Annotated in this window: 19 protein-coding genes and 1 tRNA gene; 14 read left to right on the forward strand and 6 right to left on the reverse strand. The window is 66.9% G+C overall.

The genetic code is table 11. The annotated features are described in order from the left end of the window. From A5650_RS12835 to A5650_RS12865, 7 genes are all read left to right on the forward strand, one after another. On the forward strand, positions 1 to 933 hold the full coding sequence (locus A5650_RS12835) for an amino acid ABC transporter permease (RefSeq protein WP_067291491.1): 933 nt from the start codon (positions 1 to 3) through the stop codon (positions 931 to 933). A gap of 5 nt (positions 934 to 938) precedes the next feature. Then, positions 939 to 1691: an amino acid ABC transporter ATP-binding protein gene (locus A5650_RS12840; protein ID WP_067291717.1), complete on the forward strand. Its 753-nt coding sequence runs from the start codon at positions 939 to 941 to the stop codon at positions 1689 to 1691. 4 nt (positions 1692 to 1695) lie between these two features. After that, on the forward strand, positions 1696 to 2823 hold the full coding sequence (gene macS, locus A5650_RS12845; RefSeq protein ID WP_197501859.1) for a MacS family sensor histidine kinase: 1128 nt from the start codon (positions 1696 to 1698) through the stop codon (positions 2821 to 2823). After that, a complete protein-coding gene (locus tag A5650_RS12850) occupies positions 2796 to 3452 on the forward strand; it encodes a response regulator (RefSeq protein ID WP_067291494.1) in 657 nt (218 codons plus the stop codon). Before macS ends, A5650_RS12850 begins: the two co-directional genes overlap by 28 nt. Before the next feature lie 43 nt (positions 3453 to 3495). Continuing rightward, the gene (locus A5650_RS12855) at positions 3496 to 5253 is read left to right on the forward strand and encodes a DUF2339 domain-containing protein (RefSeq protein WP_067291498.1); all 1758 of its coding nucleotides are present in this window, start codon (positions 3496 to 3498) and stop codon (positions 5251 to 5253) included. 41 nt (positions 5254 to 5294) lie between these two features. Then, complete coding sequence (locus tag A5650_RS12860; RefSeq protein ID WP_067088368.1) at positions 5295 to 5786, forward strand: Dps family protein; 492 nt, start codon at positions 5295 to 5297, stop codon at positions 5784 to 5786. 72 nt (positions 5787 to 5858) lie between these two features. Further along, on the forward strand, positions 5859 to 6308 hold the full coding sequence (locus A5650_RS12865; RefSeq protein ID WP_067088370.1) for an SRPBCC family protein: 450 nt from the start codon (positions 5859 to 5861) through the stop codon (positions 6306 to 6308). Here the strand turns inward: A5650_RS12865 and A5650_RS12870 are convergent. Beyond that, entirely contained in the window at positions 6283 to 7584 is a 1302-nt protein-coding gene (locus tag A5650_RS12870; protein ID WP_082950743.1) for an adenylate/guanylate cyclase domain-containing protein, read from the reverse strand. The two genes, A5650_RS12865 and A5650_RS12870, sit on opposite strands and share 26 nt — an antisense overlap. A gap of 50 nt (positions 7585 to 7634) precedes the next feature. Beyond that, positions 7635 to 7708 (reverse strand) — tRNA-Leu (locus A5650_RS12875). Positions 7709 to 7787: 79 nt separating this feature from the next. Here A5650_RS12875 and A5650_RS12880 point away from each other — a divergent pair. From A5650_RS12880 to A5650_RS12905, 6 genes are all read left to right on the forward strand, one after another. After that, a complete protein-coding gene (locus A5650_RS12880; RefSeq protein WP_067088372.1) occupies positions 7788 to 8420 on the forward strand; it encodes an ANTAR domain-containing response regulator in 633 nt (210 codons plus the stop codon). 187 nt (positions 8421 to 8607) lie between these two features. Further along, on the forward strand, positions 8608 to 9822 hold the full coding sequence (locus A5650_RS12885; RefSeq protein WP_067291501.1) for a branched-chain amino acid ABC transporter substrate-binding protein: 1215 nt from the start codon (positions 8608 to 8610) through the stop codon (positions 9820 to 9822). A gap of 82 nt (positions 9823 to 9904) precedes the next feature. Next, entirely contained in the window at positions 9905 to 10951 is a 1047-nt protein-coding gene (locus A5650_RS12890; RefSeq protein WP_067291506.1) for a branched-chain amino acid ABC transporter permease, read from the forward strand. Then, complete coding sequence (locus tag A5650_RS12895; RefSeq protein WP_067291510.1) at positions 10948 to 12117, forward strand: branched-chain amino acid ABC transporter permease; 1170 nt, start codon at positions 10948 to 10950, stop codon at positions 12115 to 12117. The genes A5650_RS12890 and A5650_RS12895 overlap by 4 nt, the downstream gene beginning before the upstream one ends. Continuing rightward, a complete protein-coding gene (locus A5650_RS12900; protein ID WP_067291513.1) occupies positions 12114 to 12938 on the forward strand; it encodes an ABC transporter ATP-binding protein in 825 nt (274 codons plus the stop codon). Before A5650_RS12895 ends, A5650_RS12900 begins: the two co-directional genes overlap by 4 nt. Then, complete coding sequence (locus tag A5650_RS12905) at positions 12925 to 13692, forward strand: ABC transporter ATP-binding protein (RefSeq protein WP_067291516.1); 768 nt, start codon at positions 12925 to 12927, stop codon at positions 13690 to 13692. Before A5650_RS12900 ends, A5650_RS12905 begins: the two co-directional genes overlap by 14 nt. Here A5650_RS12905 and A5650_RS12910 read toward each other — a convergent pair whose 3' ends face one another. From A5650_RS12910 to A5650_RS12925, 4 genes are read right to left on the reverse strand one after another with little or no spacing between them, the layout of a single operon-like run. After that, positions 13693 to 13914 carry a DUF167 domain-containing protein gene (locus tag A5650_RS12910; protein ID WP_067291730.1) on the reverse strand — a complete coding sequence of 74 codons (222 nt, stop codon included), beginning with the start codon at positions 13912 to 13914 and terminating at the stop codon, positions 13693 to 13695. After that, positions 13911 to 14585 carry a YwaF family protein gene (locus tag A5650_RS12915; protein WP_067291733.1) on the reverse strand — a complete coding sequence of 225 codons (675 nt, stop codon included), beginning with the start codon at positions 14583 to 14585 and terminating at the stop codon, positions 13911 to 13913. Before A5650_RS12915 ends, A5650_RS12910 begins: the two co-directional genes overlap by 4 nt. Further along, positions 14575 to 15783, reverse strand: a complete 1209-nt coding sequence (locus A5650_RS12920) for a lipid-transfer protein (protein WP_067291727.1) — start codon at positions 15781 to 15783, stop codon at positions 14575 to 14577. The genes A5650_RS12915 and A5650_RS12920 overlap by 11 nt, the downstream gene beginning before the upstream one ends. Further along, positions 15780 to 16217, reverse strand: a complete 438-nt coding sequence (locus A5650_RS12925; protein ID WP_067291520.1) for a Zn-ribbon domain-containing OB-fold protein — start codon at positions 16215 to 16217, stop codon at positions 15780 to 15782. The genes A5650_RS12920 and A5650_RS12925 overlap by 4 nt, the downstream gene beginning before the upstream one ends. Before the next feature lie 141 nt (positions 16218 to 16358). Between A5650_RS12925 and A5650_RS12930 the strand changes: the two genes are divergently transcribed. After that, positions 16359 to 16514 carry a hypothetical protein gene (locus tag A5650_RS12930; RefSeq protein ID WP_156744115.1) on the forward strand — a complete coding sequence of 52 codons (156 nt, stop codon included), beginning with the start codon at positions 16359 to 16361 and terminating at the stop codon, positions 16512 to 16514. The last annotated feature ends 94 nt before the right edge of the window (positions 16515 to 16608 follow it).

Consider the following 16608-nt stretch of genomic DNA (forward strand, 5'->3'; position numbering starts at 1 on the left):
ATGACCGATGTCGACACGCCGTCACCCGTAGCCCCGGCTGCAATCGACGCGGTGCCCCTGCGCCATCCGTGGCGATGGGTGGCGGCGGTCGTCATCGTCATTCTCGTCGCCCTGTTCCTCTACGGCGCGGCGACCAACCAGTCCTACCGCTGGTCGACGTACTGGGAGTACTTGTTCAACGAGCGGGTGTTGAAGGTCGGTGTCCTCAACACGCTGCAACTGACCATCTATTCGATGGTGCTCGCCATCGCGCTCGGTGTGCTGCTCGCGGTGATGCGGCTATCGCCGAACCCGGTGTTGAAAGCCGTTGCGTGGGTGTATCTGTGGATTTTCCGCGGCACCCCGGTGTATGTGCAGCTGGTCTTCTGGGGGCTCTTGCCGACGATCTACCAGAACATTCAGCTGGGCGTGCCGTTCGGGCCCTCGCTGCTGCAGGTGAACCTGCAGTCGCTGTCGATCCCGTTCCTGCTGGCGATTCTCGGCCTTGCGCTCAACGAGGCCGCGTACATGGCCGAGATCATCCGCGCGGGAATCAGTTCCGTGCCCGAAGGCCAGGCGGAGGCGTCGACAGCGCTGGGCATGTCGTGGGGGATGACGATGCGGCGCACCGTCCTTCCGCAGGCGATGCGGGTGATCATCCCACCGACCGGCAACGAGGTGATCAGCATGCTCAAGACCACCTCGCTGGTGACCGCGGTGCCGTTCACGCTGGACCTGTACGGCATCACGTCGCGTGAGATCGCCGCGCGCATCTTCGAACCCGTTCCGTTGCTACTGGTCGCCGCGACGTGGTACCTGGCGATCACCAGCGTGCTCATGGTCGGTCAGTACTACCTCGAGCGATATTACTCGCGTGGCGCCTCGCGCAAGCTCACCACCAAACAACTCGAGGCGCTGGCCAAGGCGCAGACGCTGGGAGAGGCCCACCCGTGACACCGATGGTCAAGGCCGAGGCCGTCTGCAAGAACTTCGGTGCGCTGCAGGTGCTCAAGGGCGTCACGCTCGAGATCGGACGCGGCGAGGTGCTGTGCATGGTGGGACCGTCGGGCTCGGGCAAGTCGACGTTCCTGCGGTGCATCAACCATCTCGAACAGGTCAACGCGGGGCGCCTGTATGTGGACGGCGAGTTGATCGGATACCGCCAGCGGGGCAACAAGCTTCATGAGATGCCGCCGCGGGAAGCCGCCCGTCAGCGCCGCGACATCGGCATGGTGTTCCAGCACTTCAACCTGTTTCCGCACCGCACGGCGCTCGAGAACATCGTCGAGGCGCCCATCCACGTCAAACGCGTCAAGAAGGATGAGGCGATCGCCCGCGCCCGCGACCTGCTCGACCAGGTGGGCCTGTCCGCGAAGGCCGACGCCTATCCCGCGCAGTTGTCCGGTGGCCAGCAGCAACGCGTCGCGATCGCCCGCGCACTGGCGATGAGCCCCAAGCTGATGTTGTTCGACGAGCCTACCTCGGCGCTCGACCCCGAACTCGTCGGCGAGGTGCTCGAGGTGATGAAAAAGCTTGCGACCGAGGGTATGACGATGGTGGTGGTGACACACGAGATGGGGTTCGCCCGCGAGGTGGCCAACCATCTGGTGTTCATGGACGGCGGGGTCGTCGTCGAGAGCGGGCCGCCGCGCGAAGTGCTGTCCAACCCGAAACACGAACGCACGAAGGCGTTTCTGTCCAAGGTGCTGTAGCCAGATGCCGGCCAACACCCTGGATCCCGCCACACCGCTGTGGCGCGCGGCGCAGGTCTTCCGATTGCTCAGTTGCCTGTACGCCCTTGGATTTCAGGTGTCGGTGAATCCCGACCTGGACCGGCCGGGACTGGCGTGGGCGCTGTTCGCCGTGCTGATCGGGTGGAGTGCTTTGTGCGCGGTGGCCTATCTGCAGGGGTTCGGCCGACGCCCAGCCTGGGTGCTGGCCGAGATCGCGGTGGTCGTGGCGTTGGTCCTGTCGACCGAGCTGGTCGCGTCGTCGCAGTGGGCGTTGGACAACCAGTCCTGGCCGACGACGTTGTGGGCCACCAACGCAACCATTTCGGCGGCGATCGTCGCGGGCCCGATCGCGGGCATGTTCGCCGGAGTGGCGGTGATGGTTGCCAGCACCCTCGTCAAGGGCTTCATCAACTACGACGTGTGGCGCAACGCGACGATCGTCATCGAGCTTGCGGTCGGCCTCGCCGTGGGGATGGCCGCGCAGACCGCTCGGCGGGCGCATACGGAACTGGAGCAGGCCGCGCGGCTGGCGGCGGCCCACCAGGAGCGGGAGCGATTGTCCCGCGAGGTGCACGACGGTGCCATCCAGGTGCTCGCGCTGGTCTCGCGCCGCGGCCGCGAAATCGGCGGCGAGACCGCGGAACTGGCCGAGCTCGCCGGCCAGCAGGAGCGTGCGCTCAGACGACTGGTCAGCTCCGGCGAGAGCGAACCCCGCGTCGGGGCGATGACCGACGTCGGCGCGCTGTTGCGGCAGCGTGCGTCGGACCGCGTCTCGGTCAGCCTGCCCGCCGATCCCGTTCTGCTGGACGCCGTCGTCGCCACCGAGTTGTCAGCTGCCGTCCTCAACGCGCTCGACAATGTGGTCGCCCACGCCGGACCGGACGCGCACGCCTACGTGTTGCTTGAAGACCTCGGCGACGCGGTCACGGTCAGCATCCGGGACAACGGCACGGGCATTCCGGAGGGGCGGCTGGAAGAGGCGGAGCGGGAGGGGCGCATTGGCATCTCGAAATCCATTGTGGGACGGATGAAGTGGCTCGGTGGCAGTGCCAAGCTGATCACCGGGCCGGAGAGCGGGACGGAATGGGAACTGACGCTACCCCGACGGTGATGGTCGTCGACGACCATCCCATCTGGCGTGATGCGGTGGCCCGTGACCTCGCCGAGGACGGCTTCACCGTCGTCGCCACCGCCGACGGGGTGGGTGCGGCGCGGCGCCGCGCGGCTGCAGTCCAGCCCGACGTCGTGGTGATGGACATGCGTCTCGCCGACGGTGACGGCGCGCAGGCGACTGCGGAAGTGCTGGCCGTGTCGCCGTCGTCGAAGGTCCTGGTGTTGTCGGCGTCGGACGAGCGGGAGGACGTGCTCGAGGCGGTGAAGGCCGGGGCGACCGGCTATCTGGTGAAGAGCGCCTCGAAGCAGGAACTCGGCGACGCGGTTCGCGCCACCGCCGAGGGCAGGGCCGTCTTCACGCCCGGCCTGGCGGGGCTGGTGCTCGGCGAGTACCGGCGGATCGCCCAGAATCGGGGTGACGGGCCGGAGACCCCGAGCCTGACCGAGCGGGAGACCGAAATCCTTCGTTATGTCGCCAAGGGTTTGACCGCCAAGCAGATCGCCGCGCGACTGTCGCTGAGCCATCGCACGGTCGAGAACCACGTGCAGGCCACGTTCCGCAAGCTGCAGGTTGCGAACCGCGTCGAACTGGCGCGCTACGCGATCGAACACGGTTTAGACGAGTAGTCCTACTCATCCGGTCGAGCCGTCGCGCTGTGACGATGGCTGCATGACCGAACCGCAGCGTGCCGTCATCGCCCGCCTGTCCGCCGATGTCTCCGCGATCTCCGCGTATCTGGCGCGGGTGTCGTCAGATTTGACCGAGCTCGATCGGCTGCTGGTCTCGACGCCGGCGCCGCAACAACAGCCGCAGCACCCGCCGCAGCCGCAGCGCTACGCCGCTCCGGCCGTGTATCCGCCGCCTCACGTTGCGCCCGTGCCAAAGCCACCGCGCGACGAGGGGTGGATCGGCAAGCTGCTGGCGGTCGCCGGTGTGGCAGTGACGCTGATAGGCGTCGTATTTCTGCTCGTGCTGGCCGCGCAGGCGGGGATGCTGCGACCGGAGATCCGCGTCGCGGGGGGTGTGGTCCTGGCCGGCGGGCTCGTCGGGGCCGGCTGGTGGATGAGCCACAGACCCGGCGGCCGCATCGGTGCAATCGCGCTGGCGGCGACCGGGATCGCCGCGGCCTACATGGACGTCATCGCGGTGACCACCGTCTACAAGTGGATGTCCGCGCCCGTCGGGCTGGTTCTCGCCGCAGTGATCGGGGGAGGCGGCCTCACGCTGGCCCGCCGCTGGAACTCCGAGCAGCTGGGGTTGCTCGTTCTGATCCCGCTGCTGATCCTGGCGCCGGTGGTGGTCGGTGGCGTCACGCTGCTACTCGTGGCGTTCATGCTCGCACTGTCGGCGGCCTCGTTGCCCGTGCAGATCGGCAGGGACTGGCTGTGGCTGCACGCCGCCCGAGTCGCGGCGGCCGCGCTGCCGCTGTTGGTGGCGCTCGTCGGTGTGTACTTCGACGACGGTCACGATCCGTGGCTGGCCGCTGCGTGCGGCATAGCGGCGCTGTTGGCGATCGCCGGTGCGCTGATCCTGTTGCCGCACACCGCGAACAAGCCGGTGATGGCCCTGCTGGCCGGGGCCGCCGTGCTGCCTGTCTTGTCGGTCGCCCTGGCGGTGGACCGCGTGGTCGCCGCGCTGATGGTCGCGGCACTCGCGGTCGGGTTGCTCGCGATCGTGTTCGTCGCCGACCGGTTGCCGGGGGTCGACAACGCGGTAGGCCGCATCTGGGCGGTCCTCTCGGCGATATCGGCGCTGGTCGCGGTCATGGTGGCGTTCGACGGTCCGATCGCGGGGCCGGTTCTGCTGGCGATGGCGCTGATGGTCGCACTCGCCGGGCGCGAACACGTCACGGCCGAGGCGGTCTCGATCGGCTTCGCGGCCGTCGGGTCCCTCTACTACCTGCATTGGGCGCCGCCCGACACGCTGCTGCGGGGAACGTCGACGAGTGGCGGGGTGGCCGCGTCGACGTTGGTTGCCAGCGTGCTGCTCATCGCATGGAGCGTGGCGATCGTGTGGGCGTTGGATCCACGTAACTCGGCGCTGTGGGCGGTCGCCGCAGCCGTGGCCGGATACGCGATCACGAGGTTCACCGTCACCGCGGGTGTACTGGTCGGTGGCACCGACAGCGGGTTCTATGCGGGCCACATGGCCGCCACGATCTGCTGGATTGCGCTCGCGGCCGCACTGTTCGGCTACGTGGCCCGGTTGCCCCGAAGCGACCGGTCGGTCCCGATCGGCGGGGGACTGGCTCTGGTAGCCGCGGCGATGGGCAAGCTGTTCCTGTTCGACCTCGGCACGCTCAACGGCATGTTCCGGGTCGCGGTGTTCATCGTCGTGGGTCTCGCCCTGCTCGGGATGGGGGCCGGATACGCCCGGTTACTGGAGAAGCAGGACCAGCAGAGCCCGGGTGTGACCAGAAATACATGATAATCTGGACTAAGTCCAGATTAAGAGGTGTTGTAGAGGTCATGAGCACATCTACACGTCGTTCGGAGACAGAAGTACAGGGATTTCAAGCTTCGCCGGAGTTCGCCGCGAACCTGCAGCGGGTTCTGGTCGACCTGATCGAGCTGCACCTGCAGGGCAAGCAGGCGCACTGGAACATCGTCGGCACCAACTTCCGGGACCTGCATCTTCAGCTCGACGAGCTCGTCGACTTCGCCCGCGAGGGCAGCGACACGATCGCCGAGCGAATGCGGGCCTTGGAGGCCACGCCGGACGGCCGCACCGACACGGTCGCCGCCACCACCACGCTGCCGCAGTTCCCGGCGTACGAGGTGAGCACTCAGGAGGCGGTCGACTTGATCGCCGGCCGGATCTACGCCGCGGTCGACACGATGCGCCAGGTGCATGACGCCGTCGACGCCGAGGACCCCAGCACCGCCGATGTCCTGCACCAGCTGATCGATGGCCTGGAGAAGCAGGCCTGGCTGATCAAGTCGGAGAACCGCAAGGTCTAGCGACTCGCGCGAACGCCGCTGAGCGCACATTCGGCGTGCGTCGTTTTCCGCGATCGGGGTATATCTCAGGGCGTGACTGTGACACGCGATATTCACGCCTCCCGCCAGCAGGTCTGGGACGTCATGGCCGACGGGTGGACGTACTCACAATGGGTGGTCGGCAACAGCCGCATGCGAGCCGTCGACCCGAACTGGCCGGCGCCGGGAGCGGAGATCCGGCACTCGGTGGGCGTCTGGCCGCTGCTGCTCAACGACGTCACCGTCGTCGAGAAGAGCACTCCGCCCGAGGAACTGGTGCTGCACGCCAAGGGCCGTCCCTTCGGTGGAGCACGAATCATCCTGCGGCTCTTCGACATTCCTGACGGCTGCCGGGTTGAGATGACCGAGTTCCCGGTCAGCGGACCCGCCGCGATGATGCCGAACAAACTGACCGACATCGCCGCCTACCCCCGTAACCGGGAGACCCTGTGGCGGCTGGCGGCGCTGGCCGAGCGGCTCAAACCGACTGAGGTCGACGACTGAGCGGTTCGAGCTCGACCGCCTCACGCACAGCAGCATCGTCGCGCCGTCCGACCAGGTACCACGTCGTCATGACGCCCTTGCCCTTGACCTCGACCGCACCGCGGGGCTCGAGCATGAACATGCTGCGCAGGCGTTCGGCGACGTCGTCGGGCACCTGAATGCGGCCCTCGACGTCGGTGGTCTCCATCCGGGACGCCACGTTGACCGCGTCGCCCCACACGTCGTAGAAGAACTTGCGCGCCCCGACGACCCCGGCGACCACCGGGCCGGCGGCGAGACCGATCCGCAGCGGCACCCTGCGGCCGCGCGGGTCGCGCAGGTCGGCGACGGCGTCGGCCATGTCGAGCGCCAGGCAGGCCAGGGCTTCGAGGTGGTCCGGCCGGGGGTGCGGCACACCGCTGACCACCATGTAGGAGTCGCCGCTGGTTTTGACCTTCTCCAGGCCGTGGCGGTCGACGAGCGCGTCCAGGTCCGTGTAGAGCCTGTCGAGAAACCGAACCAGATCGCACGGGTTGGTGTCGCTGGCCCGCAGCGTGTAGCCGGCGATATCGGCGAACAGGATCGACGCGTCGTCGTACCGGTCGGCGATGACGGTGCGGCTCGGGTCCTTGAGCCGTTCGGCGATGGTCGCGGGAAGGATGTTGGCCAGCAGTCGTTCGGACCGCTCGTATTCGGCCTCCATCGCCAATCGCGCCCGGCGGATCTCCCGCAGCGCGAACCACAACGTGGCGATGACGAGGATCCATGCGGTGGCCACGGTCAGGATGAACGAGGTCGTACGGGCCCAATCCGGTTGTATCCCCGTGTTATCCGGCACCAGGTACTCCAGGAGCACCACCGTCACCGCACCCAGCGCCGACAGCACCGACGCCAGCAGGATGTGGTCGATGCCGAGGATGACCACCATGATCGCGGCCGCGACGACGAAGTAGAACTGCAGCCCCGAACCGGTGCCGAGCTCGATGCACTGGACCGTGATGGTCACAAACGCGACGACGAAGAACACCAGCGGAGCGACGAGCTCGCCGAATCGGCAGAGCAGCGGGATCGCTGCGAACGCCACGGCGCTGATGAGGCTGAGAATCGGGATCCACCACACCTCGACCCCGACGATCAGGCCCTGGAAACCGAAGAAGGCGCTGATGGCCGCGCTGATCATCGCGGTGACGTCGAGCACCCTGCGGCGTCGCACGGACCGTTCCGTGTCGTGCCGAACCCGGGCGGGCGTCCGGTTCTCCAGCGCCACTTCGGGCACGCAGACCGGCCGCAGCCTCATCTCCACAATTAGAGCGTAACGCCGAACACATCCGACCTGCTGATTCTCGGTGCCCTCGGTGAGACTCGAACTCACACTGTCACGATTTTGAGTCGTGTGCCTCTGCCAATTGGGCTACGAGGGCATTCGCTGTGGCGCGGCTTACCACCATAGATGATGCCCCGGACTCGCTGAACGGCACCGCTACCGCCACAATGGCTTCCATGGCAACCGCTGCTGGGTCACCGCCCGACGCCGTGAAGGCCCGCCGAGTTCTCGTCGCCGAGGACGAGGCGCTCATCCGGATGGATCTCGCCGAGATGCTCCGTGAGGAGGGCTACGAGATCGTCGGAGAGGCGGGTGACGGGCAGGAGGCGGTCGATCTGGCCGAGAGCCTGAAGCCCGACCTCGTGATCATGGACGTCAAGATGCCCCGCCGCGACGGCATCGACGCGGCCTCCGAGATCGCCGGTAAGCGCATCGCACCGATCGTCATCCTGACCGCGTTCAGCCAGCGGGAATTGGTCGAACGGGCCAGGGACGCAGGCGCAATGGCCTACCTGGTCAAACCGTTCACCATCACCGACCTCATCCCGGCCATCGAGGTGGCGGTGAGCCGCTTCGGGGAGATGGCCGCCTTGGAGCAGGAAGTGGCGACGCTGTCCGAGCGACTGGAGACGCGCAAGCTGGTCGAGCGGGCCAAGGGTTTGCTGCAAACCAAACAGGGGATGACCGAACCCGAGGCGTTCAAGTGGATCCAGCGCGCCGCGATGGACCGGCGCACCACCATGAAACGCGTCGCCGAAGTGGTGCTCGAAACCCTCGACACGCCGAGCGAAGCACCGGAGTCGAGCTAACCTCCGGCCCGGCTGCCCGTAAAAATTCGGTTTTCGAAGATGCGGTTCGGCCACGACACCCCCCACGCGTGGGTCAACAACGCGCACCAGCGTCAAGCGTTGGCTATGGTCTTCCCGGAACGTCGCCGCCCCCGCCCGCCGGGCTGAGGCGCCGTCGCCGACTAACCCAATGACCCGGAGGTGAAGCGTGCGCGGTCGCATGGCACGGAGAGCATTTGCTATCAGCAGCGCTGGTCTGGTTGTGCTCGGCATAGCCGGCTGCCAACAGTCCGAGCCGAGTGAGGGCGGCGAGGCGCAGACCGATCTGAAGATCGTCGAACAGATCCAGATCGACGAAAACGGTGCCGAGGTAAAGGCCGACGAGGGCGCCGCGCCCGCCGACCCCGCAGGGGACGGCAACGCGCAGTGCCCGCCGGTGTCGATCGCCATGGCCGGGGCGCTCAACGGTCCCGATGCCGCGCTCGGGATCAATATCAAGAACGGCATCCAGTTGGCGGTCGACAAGCACAACGCCGCCAACCCCGGTTGCCAGGTCCAGCTGAAAACCTTCGACACCGAGGGTGATCCGCAAAAGGCCACCCAGATCGCGCCGCAGATCATCAACGACGCGTTCACCATCGGCCTGATCGGTCCCGCATTCTCCGGTGAGACCATGGCCACCGGCGACGTGTTCAACCAGGCCGGCCTCGTCGCCGCGACGGCCTCGGCGACCAACGTCACGCTGTCCGACAAGGGGTGGCGGACGTTCTTCCGCGGCCTGGGCAACGACGGCGTGCAGGGCCCGTCGGTCGCCAACTACCTGAAGAACACGCTGGGCCACAAGAAGGTCTGCGTGGTCGACGACAGCACGGACTACGGTCTCGGCCTGGCGCAGACCGTACGGGAGACGCTCGGCCCGGTGGCCGACTCGTCGTGCAACATCTCGGTCAAGAAGGGCGACAAGGACTTCTCGGCGGCGGTGACCCAGATCAAGGGCGCCAACCCGGATTCGGTGTTCTTCAGCGGCTACTACGCCGAAGCCGCGCCGTTCGTGCAGCAGCTTCGGGACGGCGGCTACGACGGGACGTTCGCCAGCGCCGACGGCACCAAGGATCCCGAGTTCGTCAAGCAGGCCGGCGACGCGTCCAAGGATGCGGTGCTGTCGTGCCCGTGCGGCCCGGCCACCGGCAGCTTCGCCGACGAGTACACCAAGAAGTTCAACCAGGAACCCGGCACCTACAGCAGCGAGGGTTACGACCTGGGCACCATCCTGTTGAAGGGCATCGACTCGGGCGCCATCACCCGGCCCGCGCTGCTCGACTTCGTCCGCAACTACGACGGCCGCGGTGTGGCCCGCCGGTACCAGTGGACGCCGAACGGCGAACTGACCACCAGCCTGATCTGGATCTACAAAGTTCAATAGCCCACAGGCGGAACGCGTCCGAGACCGGAAGGCTCGGACGCGTTTTCGCTAGAGGCCCGTTCCCGCGAGGAGCCGCCACCGGATGACCGGGATCCCACCCGAGTGCGTCGACCAGTACACCTGTCTGGCCGCCAACATCAGCTTCAACCTGGACGGGTTGCGAGACGGCTTCTGGCAGCTGACGATCGATGGGCTGTCCTGGGGCGCGATCTACGCCTTGGTGGCCGTCGGTTACACGCTCGTCTACGGCGTGCTGAAACTGATCAACTTCGCGCATTCGGAAGTGTTCATGTTCGGCATGTTCGGCGCGTACTTCTGCCTCGACATGATCCTGGGCTTCACGCCGAGCGGTAACACCTACAACAAAGGCATCGCGCTCACCATCCTGTATTTGGCGATCGCGATGCTGTTCGCGATGGCGGTATCCGGCGCAACCGCAGTCGGTTTGGAGGCAGTGGCGTACCGGCCGCTGCGCCGCCGCAAGGCCGAACGCCTGTCGTTTCTGATCACCGCCATCGGTATGTCGTTCGTGCTGCAGGAATTCGTGCACTTCATCCTGCCGAAGATCATCAACGGGTACGGCGGCTCCAATGCACAACAACCGATCCGGCTCGTCGCACCGCAGACACAGTTCACCGTATTCGGGTCGGCGGTCTCCAACATCACGCTGATCATCGTCGGCGCGGCGCTGGTGCTCGCGCTGATGACGGATCTGACCATCAACCGGACCAAGTTCGGCCGCGGGATCCGGGCGGTGGCCCAGGACCCGGATACCGCGACCCTGATGGGCGTCTCGCGGGAACGCATCATCATGCTGACATTTCTGATCGGCGGTCTGCTGGCCGGGGCGGCCGCGCTGCTCTACACGCTGAAGGTGCCGCAGGGCATCATCTACTCCGGCGGATTCCTTCTCGGTATCAAGGCGTTCTCGGCCGCGGTCCTCGGCGGCATCGGCAACCTGCGCGGCGCCCTGCTCGGTGGTCTGCTGCTCGGCATCATGGAGAACTACGGGCAGGCGGTGTTCGGTACGCAGTGGCGCGACGTCGTCGCGTTCGTCCTGCTCGTTCTCGTTCTGTTCTTCCGGCCGACGGGGATACTCGGCGAAAGCCTCGGGAAGGCGCGAGCATGACGACCGGCGAAAAGCTCCTAGCGCCCGGCGACGCGTTGCGTCGTTGGTGGGACGGGCTTTCCCGCGTACAGAAGTGGGGCTTCGGCTTTGTTGCCTTCGGTCTGCTCGCGCTGCTCCCACTGTTCCCGCCGCCGCTGTTGACCACGCCGAACATCAGCTTCGGCGGCACCATGGCCCAGTTCGCGATGGTCGCGATCATCGCGATCGGCCTCAACGTCGTCGTCGGCCAGGCCGGCCTGCTCGACCTCGGCTACGTAGGCTTCTACGCCGTCGGTGCGTACACCGTCGCGCTGCTCACCAGCCCGAACAGCCCGTGGAACAAGATGGGACCCACCGGTTGGTTCAACGAGCACTGGGCGTGGCTGGCCTGTGTGCCGCTGGCGATGGCCATCACCGCACTGACCGGTCTGATCCTGGGCACGCCGACGCTGAGGCTGCGCGGGGATTACCTGGCGATCGTCACGCTGGGCTTCGGCGAGATCATCCGGTTGCTGGCCGACAACCTCGCCGAGGTGACCAACGGACCCCGCGGCCTCAACGAGGTCGCCTACCCGCGAATCGGCGCGACCGACCGCGTGCCCGACGGAGTCTTCTCGAGCGGCAACTCCGCGGGTGACGCCAACTACGGCACGTGGTGGTTCTGGCTCGGCATCATCCTGATGATCGGGATCCTGCTGCTGGTCGGGAACCTCGAACGCAGCCGCGTCGGCCGCGCCTGGATCGCGATCCGGGAGGACGAGGACGCCGCGGAGGTGATGGGCGTCAACACGTTCCGGTTCAAGCTGTGGGCGTTCGTGATCGGCGCGGCGATCGGCGGGCTGTCCGGGGCGCTGTACGCGGGCCAGGTGCAATTCGTCGCGCCGCCGACGTTCAACATCATCAACTCGATGCTGTTCCTGTGCGCGGTGGTGCTCGGCGGGCAGGGCAACAAACTCGGTGTGGTGGTGGGGGCGTTCGTCATCGTCTACCTGCCGAACCGACTCCTGGGAGTGGAGTTCCTCGGCATCAATCTCGGTGACCTGAAGTACTTGTTCTTCGGTCTGGCGCTGGTGATGCTGATGATCTTCCGCCCGCAGGGTCTGTTCCCGGCCCGCGCGCAGCTGCTGGCCTACGGCAAGGCCGCACGCGACCTGCTGCGCTCGCCGGAGAAGGAATCCGCGCGATGACCATCGAAGAGCTGGCGGGCGTCCACCGCGACATCCAGGCCGCCGAAGGCGAGATCCTGCTGAAGACAACCGATCTCACGATGAAGTTCGGTGGGCTGACCGCGCTGGACTCGGTGTCGTTCGACATCCGCCGCGGTGAGATCCTCGGCATGATCGGGCCCAACGGTGCCGGCAAGACGACGTGCTTCAACGCGATCACCGGGGTGTACCGCCCCACGTCGGGGACGGTCATGTTCGACGGCGCGCCGCTGGGCCGGATCAAACGCCACCAGATCACACGACGGGGGATCGCGCGCACCTTCCAGAACATCCGGCTGTGGGGTGAGATGACCGCCCTGGAGAACGTCATGGTCGGCACCGACGCCCGGCACTTCACCTCGGTGCCCGGCGCACTGGTCCGAACGCCGCGCCACCGCCGCGAGGAGCGGTCGGCGATCGAGAGGTCCGCTGCGCTACTTCATTTCGTCGGCATCGCCCACCGCGGCGAGGAGAAGGCGAAGAACCTGCCATACGGGGACCAGCGCCGGCTCGAGATCGCCCGCGCACTGGCTACCGAACCGAAGCTGTTGTGCCTGGACGAACCGGCGGCCGGGTTCAACCCGCGCGAGAAGGCCGCCCTGATCGAGCTGATTCAGAAGATCCGCGACGACGGCTACACGGTGCTGCTGATCGAGCACGATATGCGGCTGGTGATGGGCGTGACCGATCGCATCGTGGTGCTCGAGTTCGGGCGCAAGATCGCCGACGGTCTGCCTTCCGAGATCCGCGAGGACCCGAAGGTCGTCGCAGCCTATCTGGGGGTGCCCGATGACAGCCTTTAATGAAAGGTCGAATGACCAGCCGAGCGCCGAGCGCCCCGTCGTGCTGGAGTTGCGCGACATCGTCGTGCAGTACGGCAGAATACGTGCGCTGCACGGTATCTCGCTGACGGTCCACGAGGGTGAGCTCGTCACCTTGCTCGGCTCCAACGGCGCAGGAAAGACGACCACCATGCGCGCGATCTCGGGGCTGCTGCCGCTGACGGCGGGCTCCATCTGGTTCGAGGGCCAAGACATCAGCAAGGTCAAGGCGCACCAGAGGGCAATCAAGGGGCTGGTGCAGGCGCCAGAGGGTCGCGGGGTGTTCCCGGGCATGACGGTCGTCGAGAATCTCGAAATGGGCTGCTACGGGCGTAAATTCGCCTCACGCTCCGAGCACAGGGAACGACTCGACTGGATCCTGGAGACGTTTCCGCGGCTGGCCGAACGCCGCAGTCAGGTCGGAGGCACGCTGTCCGGTGGTGAGCAGCAGATGCTCGCGATCGGCCGCGCGTTGATGGCCCGGCCGCGGGTGCTGCTGCTCGACGAACCGTCGATGGGCTTGGCGCCGATGGTGATCTCGCAGATATTCAAGATCATCGCCGAGATCAACGCCCAGGGCACCACGGTGCTGCTGGTGGAGCAGAACGCCCAGCAGGCGTTGACCCGGTCGGACCGGGCCTACATCCTCGAGACTGGCGAGGTCACCCGCACCGGCGACGCCCGAGAGCTGTTGGCCGACGACAGCATTCGCGCGGCCTACCTCGGCGTCGCCTGATCAGCTGACCTCGAAGCGTTTGACCCGTGAGGTCGCGCCCGAGACCAGTTTCACCCGACTGGGTGCGACACCGAAATGCTCGGCGAGCAACTTGGCGACCGCCTTGGTCGCCTTGCCCTCGACGGCCCGCTCACGCACGTACACGGTCAGCTCGCCGGCATCGTCGACCTCGACCAGCGGGCCCTTGGCGCTGCCGGGCTTGACCCGGACCGCCACGATCATCGCCGCACCCACGGCCACGTCATCAGCGCCCACACGGTGAAGACGAGCGCTGCGGTGCTCACGATGTACACCGGCCATGGGCCGAGAACGTCCAACACTGAAGCGGTTTCCGGCTTGTAATTGGTGAAGCCGTAGTTCGTGTCGGCGATCCTGTTGAACACCACGGTCACCACGGCCCACGCTCCGGTGACGACCACCGCCAGTCGAAAGTCTCGCCAGCCGGGCCGCATTCCGCGGCCCCACGTCAGATAGACGGCCGCCCATACCACCAGCAGGTGGATCGCGTAAAACGCCAGGAAGCGGTAGTGCGGAAAGTCGGGGCCCCGCAACACCGGTGAGATCAACGCCTGGACGCTCAACACAAGACCCCAGTAGTAGGTCAGCGCGTAGGCCCACTGCCGCTGTGTCCACAAGGCGTACGCCGCGACGACGGTCGCGAGGTCGGTGAGCTGAAGCGGCACCGAACCCGCCAGCGTCGGCGGCACCAGGTTGTAGATCAGGATCGCGCCGTAGATCGCCGCGGTCAGCCCACCGAGCACTCGCCCCAGCCGCCGTGCTTGCGTGGTGGTGGCGCGGCGACCGACCCACAGGAGCAGCGCCGCGCCCACCGCGAACACTGCGATGGCGCCCCAGTAGGAGGGGCCGTACGGTTCGAACTGCCTAGCGAGCAACAATCACGGACGAGCCGTGCCCGAACAGGCCTTGGTTGGCGGTGACGCCGACCTTGGCACCCTCGACCTGGCGGCCGGTGGCCTGTCCCTTCAGCTGCCAGGTCAGCTCGCAGACCTGCGCAATGGCTTGTGCCGGAATGGCTTCGCCGAAGCAGGCAAGGCCGCCGGACGGGTTCACGGGGATCTTGCCGCCGATCGCCGTCGCGCCGCTGCGCAGTAGCTGTTCGGCCTCGCCCTTGGCGCACAGGCCAAGATGCTCGTACCAGTCGAGTTCCAGGGCGGTGGACAGGTCGTACACCTCGGCCAGGCTCAGGTCCTCGGGGCCGATACCGGCCTCGGCGTAGGCGGCGTCGAGGATCTGGTCCTTGAACACCCGCTCCGGGGCGTTCACCACGGCCGTGGAATCGGTTGCGATATCCGGCAATTCGGGCAGATGCTGCGGGTACTGCGGTGTGACCGTGCTGATCGCGCGCACCGACGGTACCCCGTCGACGGACCCGAGATGCTTTTCGGTGAACGACTTGCTCGCCACCACCAGTGCCGCCGCGCCGTCCGACGTCGCGCAGATGTCAAGCAGCCGAAGGGGGTCGGAGACCACGGGACTGGCGAGCACGTCCTCGATCGTGGATTCCTTGCGGTAGCGGGCGTTCGGGTTGTCGAGCCCGTGCTTGGCGTTCTTGACCTTCACCGCGGCGAAGTCCTCGAGGGTGGCTCCGTAGAGGTCCATGCGGCGGCGCGCCAGCAGCGCGAAGTAGACGGTGTTGGTGGCGCCGATCAGGTGGAAGCGCTGCCAGTCCGGGTCGTTTTTGCGCTCACCGCCGACCGGGGCGAAGAAACCCTTCGGGGTGGTGTCCGCACCGATCACGAGCGCCACGTCGCAGAATCCCGCAAGGATGTGGGCGCGGGCGCTCTGCAACGCCTGCGAACCGCTGGCGCACGCCGCGTAACTCGACGACACGGGCACCCCGTTCCAGCCGAGCTTCTGCGCGAACGTCGAGCCGGCGACGAAACCCGGATAACCGTTGCGGATCGTGTCCGCGCCGGCGACGAGCTGGATCTGTTGCCAGTCCAGACCCGCCTCAGCCAACGCCGACCGCGCCGCCACGACGCCGTACTCGGTGAAGTCGCGGCCCCATTTCCCCCACGGGTGCATGCCGGCGCCGAGGATGTACAGCGGTTCCGGAGTTCCAGTACTCATGACGCAGGCCTCCATGCGTAGACGACGCGTTCGACGCCGTCGTCGTCGACGAACAGCGGCATCGTGGTCAACTCCATCTCCATCCCGACCTTCAGGTCGGCGGCCAACGTTCCGTCGACGACCTTGCCGAGCACGATCAGCCCTTCGTCGGCGAGTTGCACCGCCGCGACCGCGAACGGCTCGAACGGATCCGGCGCCGGATACGGCGGCGGGGGAGCGTACCGGTTCTCGGTGTAGCTCCACAGCGCCCCGCGCCGCGACAGCGGAACCTGGGCGAGCTCGTCACCGTCGCAGGCAGGGTTGGGGCAGTTATTGGCGCGGGGCGGAAATACATACGTGCCGCATTGGTGGCACTTGCCGCCGATCAGGTAGGGCTCTCCGGATCCGTCGGTGGCGAACCAGCCGTCGATCGCGGGCTGAGTGGAAGCTGACACCGGCTCAGCGTACCGAGTCGCGACGCAGAACTGAAACGTGTTCCAGTTCAGCGGGAGGTTGGGATCGGTAGCCGCCGGCCCGGTGTGGATTGGGTTCCGCCGGTCGGATCCGCCGCCGGGACAACGGAGATCGGAGGAATGATGGGACTGTTCAAGAAGGCCAGGTCCGGTGACGGCATGGTGCACGTGCGCGGCGCGGGCCCGATCGACACCAAGGCGGACCTCGACGGTTGGGTGCAGCGGATGGGCCAGTCGATGGCCGTCGGTCAGCAGTTCCGCAAGCTCCTCGGTTACTGACCCGACCGGCTACCGCCCGCGGGCATGGTCGTGTCGGCGGCGATGCCTAGAGTAGGGCCGTGAGCCCAGCCACCACCGCCACCGGCAAGACGAC

It is taken from the genome of Mycobacterium sp. 1164985.4, assembly GCF_001668575.1.
In the GTDB taxonomy this organism is placed as follows: Bacteria; Actinomycetota; Actinomycetes; order Mycobacteriales; family Mycobacteriaceae; genus Mycobacterium.